This is a genomic window from Bacteroidetes bacterium GWF2_43_63, assembly GCA_001769275.1.
Taxonomy (GTDB): domain Bacteria; phylum Bacteroidota; class Bacteroidia; order Bacteroidales; family DTU049; genus GWF2-43-63.
In genome coordinates this window covers 143,235-156,586 of the sequence record MEOQ01000022.1, presented here as the reverse complement: position 1 = coordinate 156,586, position 13,352 = coordinate 143,235, and the positions used below count along the sequence as shown (strand labels likewise).

Sequence of the window (13,352 nt, the reverse complement as noted above, 5' to 3'; positions counted from 1 at the left end):
CATGATCAAACACATTGTCCTTTGGAAATTTCATGAAACGGCAGCTGGAAAAAGCAAGGCTGAAAATATGGTGGAAGCAAAAAATCGTTTGCTTGCTATGGAGGGAAAAATCCCGGGACTTTTGTCGATAGAGTGCGGGGAGAACATCACGCAAAACGAGATTTACTGGGATCTTGCGCTGTATTGCACATTCGACTCCGAGCATTCACTGCGCATTTACGAAACCCATGCCGCCCACGAAGAAGTGAAAAGGTATCTTGCCACTGTTCGCGACCAGCGCGTTGCTTGTGATTACGTTATGTAGATTTTATTATTCTCTAAAAGCAAGTGTTGGCCTGCATTTCGAAAGGCCTATCGACAAAATTATTTTTCCCGGAAATATTAACATAAGTAGAATCCAGCCGAGGTTTTGACAGTTTTGGATTGTGAAATTTCTCTGCAAAAGCTCAAAATTCCTTAAATTGAATTCTTAAATTGTTCATCACTATTACAATATAGAAAACCTATTAATCGACTAATTAAACATATTAACATATCTGAACTATTCCCACCAGGCAGCTATAATGCACAAATAGCAACTTTTCAATCAGAATATTTTCCTGAAAATGTTTTCGGGTTTTTAGTTTTACAAAACCCGCCTGATATTTCACTTTTTTTTCGGGTCAGTTTGAATTAAATTAGTCATTCTTCAGTGCAACAGGAAATCATCAAAATATATTCAAGGAAATGTAGAGGGGAGTTCTTAATCGTTCATAGTTTACAAAATTTACGGAGCGGCAAAGTAGGGCAACAATCCCGAACAGCCGCTCCGATTTTCGGGGGGAGTTTTTATACTTCAGAATTAATTTCTTATTAACTTAATTTGACCGCCATGAAAAACTTTTTATTCAATAATGGTTTTAGTACTGCATCTATTTCTTTTGCAGGAAAATGTGACAATGTGTATTTACTGTCGATCAAGGACAAAAAAGGGAAACTGGTTTTCAACCGGGCTGTATTAACGGAAGAGAAAAATACGGCCAGTGTTTCAGTTCCAACCAGAAACTTTAAACCAGGCATCTACTGCCTGATCATCCGCTCTGCAGAATGCATCTACGATGCGAAAGTTTTTATAGGGAATGTTTGTAGCAGAAAGAAACACTAAGTTTATGAAGTGGAAAGTAGAAAGTTATAAAGTCCATAAAGGTGCAAGTTGCAGCTGTCAGCTCGCTTTTACTCAGTTCGGTTTAGTCTTTTGAAATCATTGGCTGAGGCGGTCTCAAAGCGCAAGCTTAGTCAAAAACAATATTCCATCGTCCGATAGCGACGCAGGAGCGGAAGGATATGGAATCGTTGTTTTTGACGCTGTTACGACGATTCCATATCCGCCAGTCGGCGGACGATGGAATATCGTAACAATTTTTAATTTTGAGACAGCCCCATTTTCACTTTTACTACTAATCCGAACTGAGTTTGCTAGCGACCTTCCATAGTCCGAAATGAAATGGAGGTCATGGAAGAGTCGGATCCAGAGGAATCTTTGTATCCATTCGAGCGACACACAGAATCAGTCTTCACCACAGGTGAAGGCGGATTCGAATTAGCGTCCATATGCAATGTTGCCGGCAACAAATCCTTCGCGAACCGAAGTGCCTGGAAGGCACGAGCTCATGAGCACCAAAAAAACAATATCAGAAGGCGAATATAAAAAGCGTAATTCGCGGATGAAAAAATTTCTCAGCGGCTTTGTGAACTCTGCGTGACACAACTGAATCAATGTTCATCGCAGATGAAAATTGATTCTAATTAGCGTTAATAAGACCTGCTGAGGGAAGCAAAAATATTCGCGGTCATTTGCGTTCATTCGCGGACGAAAGAATTTCACTGCGTCTCTGCGCACTCTGCGAGCAATTTCTCAGCGTCTCAGCGTTCTCTACGCGATATCTCTCTGCGTATCTGCGTTCTCAGCGTGAAATCACTCTGCGTCTTTACGTTCTTAGCGTGAAATCTCTCTGCGTCTCAGCGTTCTCTGCGTGACATCTCTTAGCGTCTCTGCGTTCTCCGCGAGAAACTATTGCATAATATCTTTGCGCCTTTGCGACCTCTGCGAGCAATCGCCGTGCAACTATGTGTGAAACTATTCTCTGCGTCTTTGCGCCCTCTGCAAGCAATTTCTCAGCGTCTCTGCGACCTCTGCGCGAAATCACTTTGCGTTCTCCGCGTGAAAACTCATCGCGGGCTCACCCACCGAAGTCATCAAATGCAATATTCTCCTGCGGCACACCCAAACTATCAAGCATCGCCTGCACAGCATCGTTCATCTGCGGCGGTCCGCACAAATAATATTCTATTTCCTCCGGTTCCGGATGTTTACTCAAATAATTATCGAGAATTACCTTGTGAATAAAGCCGGTATAGCCGGTCCAATTGTCTTCGGGTTTTGGCTCTGAAAGCGCTATGTTGAATTTAAAATTCGGGTGCTGACTTTCAATTCGTTTAAAATCCTCCACATAAAACAACTCGCGCAACGAACGGCCACCGTACCAGAATGTAGCTTTACGATCAGTTGTATGTGTTTCGAACTGATCAAAAATATGCGACCGCATAGGTGCCATTCCGGCTCCGCCACCAATGAACATCATTTCCTTTTTGGTGTCCTTGATATGGAATTCGCCGTAAGGACCGCTCACAATAACCTTATCGCCAGGTTTTAAAGAAAAGACATAACTGGAACAAATACCCGGATTCACCTTTTTGAAACTGTTTGTTTTCTTGTCCCAGGGCGGGGTTGCTATACGCACATTGAGCATGATAATATTGTCTAATGCCGGGTGATTGGCCACAGAATAAGCTTTATACATCTGTTCCGGATTCTTCATTATTAAATCCCACATCTTAAACTTATCCCATTCGTCACGGTATTCTTCTTCGATGTTAAAATCTTTAAACGGAACTTCGATGCCACCTGGCACATATACCTGAACATAGCCGCCACTGCGGAAAATAAAACGTTCGTCGTGCGGAATTTTTAAAACAAATTCTTTTATAAAAGTGGCAACATTTCTATTGGAAACAACCTCGCATTCCCATTTTTTTACACCAAATATCTCAGGTGCAATCTGAATATCCATATCATTGCGCACTTTCACCTGACAACCCAGACGCCAATTTTCCTTGATTTGTTTTCGTGTAAAAAAACCGGTTTCTGTTGGCAAAATCGAACCACCACCTTCTGGAATCTGACATTTGCACATACCACAGGTGCCGCCACCACCACATGCTGATGGAAGAAATATACCATTGGAACTCATTGTTGATAAAACACTTGATCCGGGCATTACTTCAATCTTCTGGTCATCGTTGATTGTCAATGTTACTTTCCCTTGTGGCATCAGTTTTTTTCGCGCATACAGCAGCATGCCCACCAGTAATAATATAATAAGTAAAAAAACAACAACACCTGCTGCAATGATTGTTCCCGTCGAAATTTCTATCAGAACCATAACGCCTGTTTTGAATTAAATGGATATTCCGAAAAAGCTCATAAACGCAATGCCCATAAGCCCGGTAATAATAAAAGTGATTCCAAGTCCACGAAGTGGAGCCGGGACATTTGAGTAGGTCAGTTTTTCGCGGATAGCAGCAATGGCAACAATGGCCAGTAACCAGCCAATGCCTGAACCAAGGCCGAAGGCCACAGATTCGCCCACCGATTCGAGTTCGCGTTCCTGCATAAAAAGTGATGCTCCAAGAATGGCACAATTCACTGCGATAAGCGGAAGAAATATTCCCAACGCATTGTATAATGAAGGGCTGAATTTCTCAACAATCATTTCAACCAGTTGCACCATCCCGGCTATCACAGCGATGAACATAATGAAACTTAAAAAGCTTAAATCGAGATCAGCAAACGATGCACTGATCCACTCCATAGCACCCTTCTTTAGAAAATAGGTCTCCAGAAGAAAATTGAGGGGGACTGTTATCAAAAGAACAAAAATCACTGCAACACCAAGTCCCAGCGATGTTTTGACTGTTTTTGAAACGGCCAGGTAAGAGCACATGCCTAAGAAATAGGCAAACACCATGTTGTCGATGAAAATGCTCTTGACGAATATATTAATTAAATCCTGCATAGCTTTTCAGTTTTAACTTTTATCAATCAAGTCTTTATTGCTGCTGCGATGAACCCAGATGATAGCGCCAACAAGTATAAGCGCCATTGGTGGCAGAATCATCAGGCCATTATCTTCATATCCAATCGCATAGAAACCATCAGGAATTATCTGATAGCCATAGATTGTTCCGGAGCCAAGCAACTCGCGGAAAAACGAAACAACGATCAGAATTATCCCATAACCAAGACCGTTGCCAATCCCATCAATAAACGACTGCCACGGGCGATTGGCCATGGCAAAGGCTTCCAGACGTCCCATCACAATGCAATTGGTAATGATGAGCCCGACAAAAACTGAAAGCTGCTTACTTACATCATACACAAAAGCTTTCAGTACCTGATCGACCAAAATTACAAGCAATGAAATAATGACCAATTGTACAATAATTCGAATGCGAGGCGGAATGGTTTTACGCAGCAACGACGTGATCAGATTTGCCAGAGCAATTACAATTGTTACTGCCAAAGCCATCACTATAGCAGGTTTTAGTTTCACTGTAACCGCCAGCGCGGAACAAATTCCAAGCACCTGCACAGTGATCGGATTGTCTTTGCTTAGCGGCGCTGTAAGCAAACGTAGATTTTTTGCAGAGAATGCAGATTCTCGCGTTGTATTTTCGTTACTCATGACTTATATTCTTTTTAATGAAAGGAATATACAAATGAAGGCTGCTTTCAATCATGTTCGAAGTTCCGTCGCTGGTAATGGTGCCGCCGGAAATAGCATCGACTCCGTGTACTTCCGGTGTCTTGCTGTTTTTTACGCCTCCTTTCAGAACTTTCACGCTCACAAAATTTCCGGTTTCGTCAAAGATTTTCTTTCCAAAAAACTGTTGCTGAAACTCAGGTAAGGCAATCTCAGCGCCAAGTCCGGGCGTCTCTCCCTTGTGGTCGAAAACAGAACCGGCTATGGTATTCAAATCGCTCTTCAAACTGATATATCCCCAAATCGGCCCCCAGAGCCCTTTCCCCTGAAGGGGCAAAATAGTCAGTGTGTCATTTCCTGCAACTGCAATAAACAGCGGCAATTCAATTGTTCCACCATCTTTCAGCTTTTTCATTTCCGTTCGAAGATCAATATCAAACGCTCTGCGGCTGCCCTGCTCCAGCTTTCCGTCTTTGTAGCGGCCTGTAATTTCCCCATCTGCACTAATGACAAGCTCTTCAGAAATGTATTTTGAATACAGCTCCTCAGCATTGGCCGTAGTGTTCTCAATATTGATTGCAGTGAGAATATAGCGCATTCTTTCAATCCGGATGTTTTTCTCCTGATAGGGCTGAAGCAGTGTTGCGGCCAGTGCCAGCAAAACAGCAACCACCACAACCATGATGGTGGAATAAATAAATATGTATCTGTTGCTAAACATATGGCCTCCTATATTTTTTCCTGTTTTACCCTTCGCAAACGACGACGGATATTGAATTCCACAACGTAATAATCGATAAGCGGCGCGAATACATTCATCATCAGAATAGCCAGCATCATGCCTTCAGGATACGCCGGATTGAGCACCCGAAGCAGTATAGTGAACATTCCGATAAGCAAGCCGTAAATGATTTTTCCCCATTGAGTCTGCGCTGCGGTGACGGGATCGGTTGCCATAAAAACGGTTCCGAACGCAAATCCGCCAACCATCAAATGCCAAAGCGGCGTCATCTCCATGTAAGGATTGGCGCCCCATGCATTCATGAGCAGTGACATCAGAACGCCACCAATAACAACACTCAGCATTATGCGCAGACTACCGATTCCTGTGAAAATCAAAATCAATGCCCCCAGCAATATCATTGCAACCGATGTCTCACCTATGGAACCCGGAATAAAACCAATGAACATATCTGTCAGTGAAGGCATCTGCTCTACATTGGCAGCGGCAGCATGTGCCAAAGGAGTCGGGCCGCTCATCGCATCTGCGGCAACACTCCACGGAGCATCGCCCGACATATGCGACGGGTAGGCAAAAAACAAAAATGCGCGGGCGAGTAATGCCGGATTCATGATGTTCATGCCAGTACCACCGAAAACTTCTTTGCCGAAAACCACTGCAAAAGCAACAGCTACAGCCAGCATCCAGAGCGGTGTTGTAGGTGGCACAATCAACGGGATCAACATTCCGGTGACCAGAAATCCTTCATTGACTTCGTGCCCTTTCACCTGCGCAAAAACAAATTCAATCCCAAGTCCTACCACATACGAAACAATAATGATGGGTAAAACTTTCAGGAAGCCATACCAGAACATAGGCCAGATGCCGGCTGCAGAAATTACTTCCTGCCACGACAGGCCTTTGTACTCGTTCATCAGCAGAAAATGCTGCACGCCGACATTGAACATTCCGAACAGCAGCGCAGGCACAAGTGCAATGATTACGACAGTCATCGTTCGCTTAAGATCAATGGCGTCGCGGATATGCGAGCCTTTGTTCGTTACCTTGTCAGGCACAAACATGAAAGATTCAAACGCATCGAATGTGGAGTGAAGAAAATGAAGTTTCTTCCCCTTTTGAAACGATGGTTTGATTCTGTCTAAAATTTTTCTGAGTCCTTTCTTCATAGAACTATATATTAACTCATTTCCTTAATCATCAGGTCAATTCCGTCGCGAACGATTTGTTGCGATTCAATTTTCGAAGTGCAGACATATTCGCATAGCGCAAAATCTTCTTCGGCCACTTCGTAAATTCCGAGTTTTTCCATTTTTTCAATATCACCAGCCAGAATAGCTTTGAGCAAATAAACCGGCAAAATATCAAAGGGAAAAACTTTGTCATACTGATCACTCAGTACAAAAGCACGTTCAGACCCATGGAAATTGGTGTCGAGACGAAACTTACGCTTCGGAGTAAGAAAAGCAGGAAAAGTTCGCGAGGCACTGTGCTTGTTGAAACCCGGCGCGGCCCAACCAAAGAAATCGAAATAATTGCCTTCGGGAATTACAGTAATCATTGATTCATAAAAACCAAGAAAACCCTGCTTGCCGACATTGGTTCCAGAAAGCACATTGCCGCTGATAACACGCACATCGCCTTCTTTTATGTTTCCTGCAAGCAACCACTCCAGCGAAGACTCAGCGGGCATTTCTGCCATGTAGGTGTTTTTTACTTCACTGCCCGCCACTGTCACAAATCGTGTGATTTCGCGATAACCGGAAATAAATAGTTTGCCAATGGCAACAACATCCTGCGGATAGAGATACCAAACCGTTTCGCCTTTGTTGATGGGCGCAATCTGATGAATCTGAACTCCCACATTGCCCGCCGGATGCGGTCCGCTGAAAACATGCAGCTCGGTATTTTTAAATGCAGCATACACCAGCTCGTCCGTCTTTTCTGCATGCAGTCCTATATGTACCCTTCCTGCAGTAAGTTTTTTCAGGACATCGATACCGGTTTGAAATGCAGCTGCGTTTTTCTTAATGAATGCATGATCAGAAACAGCCAGCGGCGCAGAATCGAATGCTGATATAAAAATGTCGCGCGGAGTATCGTCCGGGTTTGCTATGATTGCATAGGGCCGCTGCCGAAGCAAAGGCCATAAGCCAGATTTCAATAGTTTCGAAACAATGGTCTCCCGCTCACACATTGCCGGATTTGCTTCGCCAAAATGAACTTTCCTTTCGCTTTTGTCTGGTTCGATTTCAACAGCCAACAGCTTTCGCTTATCGCCCCGTACAACTCTTTTTACTATGCCTGACACCGGCGAAGTGAGAATAATTCTTTCGTCAAGTTTGTTTTGAATTACCGGAGTGCCACATTCAACGATGTCACCTTCCTGCACCAGCAGGCGGGGATTCATCAGCCTGAACCGGCTGGGCTCAACGGCATAAAGCTCGGCAGCATGAGTCCGAATGTCGTCCGGATTCACATCTCCCTTCAGTTTTATGTCAAGCCCTTTGCGGATTTTGTAAACCTTTCGCATATAGGTCTGGAATTTCCGCAAATTTAGAAATTAATCAGTTGCAACGATACACTTTAAAAGCGCCTGACTGCATCTTTATATGTGCTTTACACTTTCTTTGCCTGATATTTCCTATATTTGCGAAGCAATCGGAATGAAATGAGAAAAACACTGATATATATCATAGCCGGTCTGGGGCTCGCTTCCTGCCACACTTCGAAGCCTGCGGTGTCAGAAATAAATATCGCCGACAGCACAAATGCTGTAGTGACATATCCGGATGCGGTGGAATATTACGAGCCTTCGCGGATGAAATATTCTGACGAAGTGTATTCCGAAACCATTCATTCTGTACAGCTCCACTCCTCGGAATGGGTTTTTGGACCTCCGGTAATCTGGCTGAATAAACAGAACCAGCTTACCCTATCCTTTGATGAACTGGCGAATGACAAAAAAGATTATTTCTTTTCATTTATCCTCTGCGATGCTTTGTGGAGTCCGGTCGATCTTCCGCAAATGGATTATATCGACGGGTTTTCTGAGGACCCAATCACTTCTTTTCAGTTTTCTGTAAACACTCTCGTCAATTATGTTCATTATTCGGTGAATTTTCCAACCGAAAATATGAAGCCAAAGAAAAGCGGAAACTATCTGCTGCAGGTCTATTACAATGACAATGGAGAAAAGAAAACGGTGATGACAAAGCGTTTTTTAGTTGCCGAAAATATTGTTGGTATTACTTCAGATATAAAAATGGCAACAAACATCGAGCTTCGAAATTATCAGCACGAAGTAGATTTTGTAATCAATAAAAGCGGTGTTGAAATTATTGATCCATACCGCAATCTGACTGTGATTCTGCAGCAAAACGGAAGGACTGATAATCTGATTACCGATTTGAAGCCAAAACTTGTGAAAGGCGATGAACTTGAATATAATTTCGAGAGCGAAAATGTTTTCGATGCCAACAACGAATTCAGACATTTCGATATTAAAAGCATTGCCTACAACACCGACAGAGTTGCCAGTATTCAGCGGAAAGAAAATCTTTTTCATGTGAATCTGAAAACCGATTACCGCAGGCCTTTTGAACGCTACATGTCCGATGAAGACATCAACGGCCGCTTACTCATAAAAAATGATGATGGCAAGGACAGCGACCTGGAATCGGAATATGTGTGGGTCCATTTTCTGCTTAGCTACGATGCCCCGCTCACCGAAGGATCGGTGTTTCTGCAGGGCGCTTTCACCCAGTGGGGATTCAACGAAAAATACAAGCTTAATTACGATTACAATCTGAAAGGATATGCCGATTCATTGCTGCTGAAACAAGGGTATTACAACTATCAGTATGTTTATCTGAAAGACGGCGAAGCCGCAGCTGATGCGTCATACATCGAGGGGCGACATTCGGAAGCCGACAATGATTACACCATTTATGTCTATTACCGCGAGCCCGGCGAAGTATTCGATCGTTTGATCGGCTTGCAGACGGTGAATTCGGGGAAATGATGTGATGATGTGCTGATGTGATAATGTGTGGATATGCTGATTTAAAAATTTATTCACTCATTAATATTTATTTCAAAGGTGTTCATGAGCTCACGATTTCATCGTTCGGTTGAAAGTGTGGTAATTTGAAAATTCGGCAATTTGAAATACTGTTTTATTCACTTTTGTCCCTTCGACAGGCTCAGGACTGCGCTTTGTACTTTTGTCTTTGTAGTTTTGTCTTTTATCTTGAGCTGATTTGCTAATGTGTTGGTTTTAAAATGATTCTGCGACCCTGTCACATTGAGCTCTGCGACCGTCATCCTGAGCCCTGCTGCTGTTATGCTGAGCCCTGCTACTGTCACTCTGAGCGGAGTCGAAGAGTCGACAGCAGGATAAACTCCGTCGAAGAGTCGACAGCGAAAATCAACAAAAAAAGTCTGTAGTATAGGATGAGATCCCGGCTCGGAGACCGGGAACTTCATTAGCCTTTTTTGTTGATTTTCAGAATTTTAAGCAAGTGTGTCATTAGCAGTGCCGCTCTTGTAGCTCTTTGCAAGGTAACTGCTTGCGGTGTATCGAAGGAGACAGCGGAAATCACCTCGCGCGAATTTGGAATCCGAGTGAGGTGTTCACTGTCACGGATTACAAATCCACGCCAGTGAAGCCGGTGAATGCGTTTATTCAAAAAACTCATATTCGTATTCCAGCATATAATGTACGTCGGTGCCTTGTCCCTGGCGGTTGATGTAGGTCTCCACACGCACCAACTTTTTTGTTTCAGGATGGAACTGCCTGAAAACTTCATACAAAACTTCGTCTTTGTCGTCGGTTTCTTTTTCGTGAATGGCATTGTTGTCTGCGTCGTATTCCATAACGGTTTCCGAATTGAAAGCCTTTGATTTGAATTGAATATGCGCAGCGTCGCCTTGTGCGTTGTATTTATAAAAACTCTCAGTTTTGTTTCCGTAAATATCTGTTTTTATTACATGAGAAACTTCCTCGCCTTCCCACTCCATTTCATCGTGCGATGATTTCCCGTCGGCCGCATGAAAAGTGGTCTGCGCTACCATCCGGTTCTTGTCATCGTATTTCATTTCCCTGTAAAATGAGAGCTCTCCGTACTCATTTTCTTCTTCTCTGAGCAGATTCCCGGCGCCATCATACGTCCATGTGTGCTCGCCGCTCAGCTCACGCTCGTATTCGTCAATGTCCATGGTTGTTTTTTTCAGCGGACGCTCACCGTCATATTCAAACTCGCTGACCGATTCGGTGCTGTCGGCATAATACATGGTTTCTCTTACAATGCGGCCATTTTCGTTGATCTCAGCAACCGATTTTTCGCTCAGCTCATTTTCGTCAATATAATATTCAGTGATGACAGTATTCCCGTCATACGATTTCACGATTTTCTCTTCCAGTTCATCGGGCCGGGAGTACTTCGAAATACTAAGCAGGCGCCCTTGTTCGTCAAAATGCTGTTCCTCCGTTACAAATACCATTTCCTTGAGTTCCGCTGAATCGAAACGATCAAGATATTGCTGCCGGCGTGTCGCTTTAACCGATTTTATTTTCTTTTCCATAATCCGGAATTTAATTATCTTTGAATACAAATGTAATCAAACGCAAGATATGAAAAATTCCGTTTTAATTATGACGCTCATTCTTTTTTCAACAATGCTTTCCGCGCAGGATATCCGCTACCCGGAGACTTTCAGGAGCGATGATACAGATGACTATCACGGCACTAAAGTCGCAGATCCTTATCGCTGGCTCGAGGATGAAAATTCGGATGAAACAAAAAAATGGGTGGAGCAGCAAAATGCAGTAACCAACGAATATCTGGACCAGATTTCGATGCGTGAAAAAATTCGTGTACGCTTGCAGAAATTGTGGAATTATGAAAAATCAGGTATTCCTTTTAAAAAAGGGCCATGGGTGTTTTGTTTCCGCAACACTGGTTTGCAAAATCAAAGCATTTTGTTTGTCCGCGAAGGATACGATGGAGAAGAACGCGTTTTGCTTGATCCCAACAATCTTTCGGAAGATGGCACCACCGCGCTGAGCGACTATTCGATCTCGAAAGATTATAAATACATGGCGTTTTCGACTTCGAAAGGTGGCAGCGACTGGAACGATATTCAGATACTGGAAATCAAGACCGGCAAAATGCTGCCCGATGCAGTGAAATGGACTAAATTCTCAGGCATTGCCTGGTATAAAGACGGCTTTTTCTATTCGGCCTACGATGTAAAAGATGAAAGCAAATCGCTGTCAACCATAAATGAATTTCATAAAGTGTTCTATCACAAACTTGGGACATCACAAGCCAAAGACGTACTGATTTACGAAAACAAGGATTATCCGCTGCGCAACTACGGCGTTTTTCTCGATGAAGATGAGAAGTATATGTTTCTGAGCGAAAGCGAAGGCACCAGTGGAAATGCGCTCTGGTTCAGGGCTGCAGGCCTCGGCGACACTGAATGGATAAAAATTGCCGACGGTTTTGAGTACGATTATAATTTTGTTGGAGTGATTGAGAATAAATTTTATATTCTGACAAACGAAGGCGCACCCAACAACCGCCTCATTTCCGTTGATCCGGCAAACCCAAGCGTCAGTAGCTGGCGCGATGTTATTCCGGAATCAGAGCATGTGTTGCAATCAGTGTCACACATCAACAAAAAACTCGTTGTGAATTATCTTGAGCATGCTTCTGATCGCATCTACATTTATTCCGCCACAGGCAAACAGGAAAAGAAAATCGAACTCCCCGGAATCGGTACTCTGGGCGGCCCTTCGGGAAACCGCGATGAATCAGTGTTCTTCTATTCCTATACCAGCTATACCATGCCGAACAGCATTTTCCGGTACGATATGAAAACTGGAAGCAATGAAAAATACTGGAGTCCTACCGTTGATTTCAAACCAGAAGACTTCACCACTACACAGGTGTTTTTCAAAAGCAAGGATGGCACTCAAATTCCAATGTTTCTGACTTACCGCAATGACATGATAATGGATGGGAAAAGACCAGTACTTCTATATGGCTACGGTGGATTCAACATCAGTCTGACACCGGGTTTCCGGTTAACTGCCATTCCGTTTCTCGAAGCAGGTGGAATATATGCCGTTGTTAATCTGCGGGGCGGCGGCGAATACGGAAAGAAATGGCACGATGCAGGCACAAAACATCAGAAGCAAAATGTCTTTGATGATTTTATTGGCGCAGCCGAATATCTTATTGAAAACAAATACACAAATCCTTCGAAAATCGCCATCCAGGGCGGATCGAACGGTGGTCTGCTGGTTGGAGCCTGCATGACCCAGCGTCCCGATTTGTTCAAAGTGGCATTGCCCGCAGTTGGTGTAATGGATATGCTTCGTTTTCAGAAATTCACGATCGGATGGGCATGGACCGGCGATTACGGCTCCAGCGACAATCAGGAAGATTTCGATTTTATCTACAAATACAGTCCGCTGCACAATATAAAAGAAGGGGTACAATATCCGGCAACGCTTGTTACTACTGCCGATCATGATGACCGCGTGGTTCCTGCTCATTCCTACAAATTCATTTCCGAACTTCAGTACAAACACCGGGGCGAAAATCCGGTACTGATCCGCATTGAAACCATGGCTGGACACGGCGCCGGCAAGCCCACTTCCAAACAAATTGATGAAGCTGCCGACATCCTGTCATTCATATTGTTCAACCTCGACGTAGATATGTAATACAATTTCCTGAAGAAAGACAATGCCCTGTCCAATGATTTATATCATCACCGGGCCGTAAAAACTAAATAAT

Annotated in this window: 14 protein-coding genes; 4 read left to right on the top strand and 10 right to left on the bottom strand. The window is 43.6% G+C overall.

All coding sequences use genetic code 11. The annotated features are described in order from the left end of the window. The first annotated feature begins 1 nt into the window (after nt 1). Both A2W93_11625 and A2W93_11620 read left to right on the top strand, forming a co-directional pair. Entirely contained in the window at nt 2–304 is a 303-nt protein-coding gene (locus A2W93_11625) for a hypothetical protein (protein OFY54919.1), read from the top strand. Between the two features lie 567 nt (nt 305–871). Beyond that, entirely contained in the window at nt 872–1,144 is a 273-nt protein-coding gene (locus A2W93_11620) for a hypothetical protein (protein ID OFY54918.1), read from the top strand. 823 nt (nt 1,145–1,967) lie between these two features. Here A2W93_11620 and A2W93_11615 read toward each other — a convergent pair. From A2W93_11615 to A2W93_11585, 7 genes are read right to left on the bottom strand one after another with little or no spacing between them, the layout of a single operon-like run. Then, nucleotides 1,968–2,186 (bottom strand): hypothetical protein, encoded by a 219-nt coding sequence (locus A2W93_11615; protein OFY54917.1) that lies wholly within the window; start codon nt 2,184–2,186, stop codon nt 1,968–1,970. Between the two features lie 33 nt (nt 2,187–2,219). After that, a complete protein-coding gene (locus A2W93_11610; GenBank protein ID OFY54916.1) occupies nt 2,220–3,482 on the bottom strand; it encodes an NADH:ubiquinone reductase (Na(+)-transporting) subunit F in 1,263 nt (420 codons plus the stop codon). 15 nt (nt 3,483–3,497) lie between these two features. Continuing rightward, nucleotides 3,498–4,115, bottom strand: a complete 618-nt coding sequence (locus A2W93_11605; GenBank protein OFY54915.1) for an NADH:ubiquinone reductase (Na(+)-transporting) subunit E — start codon at nt 4,113–4,115, stop codon at nt 3,498–3,500. 12 nt (nt 4,116–4,127) lie between these two features. After that, entirely contained in the window at nt 4,128–4,784 is a 657-nt protein-coding gene (locus A2W93_11600) for an NADH:ubiquinone reductase (Na(+)-transporting) subunit D (protein ID OFY54914.1), read from the bottom strand. Continuing rightward, nucleotides 4,777–5,523: an NADH:ubiquinone reductase (Na(+)-transporting) subunit C gene (locus tag A2W93_11595; protein ID OFY54913.1), complete on the bottom strand. Its 747-nt coding sequence runs from the start codon at nt 5,521–5,523 to the stop codon at nt 4,777–4,779. Before A2W93_11595 ends, A2W93_11600 begins: the two co-directional genes overlap by 8 nt. Before the next feature lie 8 nt (nt 5,524–5,531). Further along, nucleotides 5,532–6,710, bottom strand: a complete 1,179-nt coding sequence (locus A2W93_11590; protein ID OFY54912.1) for an NADH:ubiquinone reductase (Na(+)-transporting) subunit B — start codon at nt 6,708–6,710, stop codon at nt 5,532–5,534. An 11-nt stretch (nt 6,711–6,721) separates the two neighbouring features. Beyond that, nucleotides 6,722–8,074: an NADH:ubiquinone reductase (Na(+)-transporting) subunit A gene (locus A2W93_11585; protein ID OFY54911.1), complete on the bottom strand. Its 1,353-nt coding sequence runs from the start codon at nt 8,072–8,074 to the stop codon at nt 6,722–6,724. Between the two features lie 138 nt (nt 8,075–8,212). Between A2W93_11585 and A2W93_11580 the strand changes: the two genes are divergently transcribed. Beyond that, nucleotides 8,213–9,565: a hypothetical protein gene (locus A2W93_11580; protein OFY54910.1), complete on the top strand. Its 1,353-nt coding sequence runs from the start codon at nt 8,213–8,215 to the stop codon at nt 9,563–9,565. A 158-nt stretch (nt 9,566–9,723) separates the two neighbouring features. Here A2W93_11580 and A2W93_11575 read toward each other — a convergent pair whose 3' ends face one another. The 3 genes from A2W93_11575 to A2W93_11565 are packed head-to-tail and all read right to left on the bottom strand — an operon-like array spanning nt 9,724 to nt 11,127. Beyond that, on the bottom strand, nt 9,724–10,029 hold the full coding sequence (locus A2W93_11575) for a hypothetical protein (GenBank protein ID OFY54909.1): 306 nt from the start codon (nt 10,027–10,029) through the stop codon (nt 9,724–9,726). After that, complete coding sequence (locus A2W93_11570) at nt 10,029–10,241, bottom strand: hypothetical protein (GenBank protein ID OFY54908.1); 213 nt, start codon at nt 10,239–10,241, stop codon at nt 10,029–10,031. Before A2W93_11570 ends, A2W93_11575 begins: the two co-directional genes overlap by 1 nt. Beyond that, the gene (locus A2W93_11565; GenBank protein OFY54907.1) at nt 10,225–11,127 is read right to left on the bottom strand and encodes a hypothetical protein; all 903 of its coding nucleotides are present in this window, start codon (nt 11,125–11,127) and stop codon (nt 10,225–10,227) included. The genes A2W93_11570 and A2W93_11565 overlap by 17 nt, the downstream gene beginning before the upstream one ends. 49 nt (nt 11,128–11,176) lie before the next feature. Between A2W93_11565 and A2W93_11560 the strand changes: the two genes are divergently transcribed. Beyond that, a complete protein-coding gene (locus A2W93_11560) occupies nt 11,177–13,279 on the top strand; it encodes a prolyl endopeptidase (protein ID OFY54906.1) in 2,103 nt (700 codons plus the stop codon). The last annotated feature ends 73 nt before the right edge of the window (nt 13,280–13,352 follow it).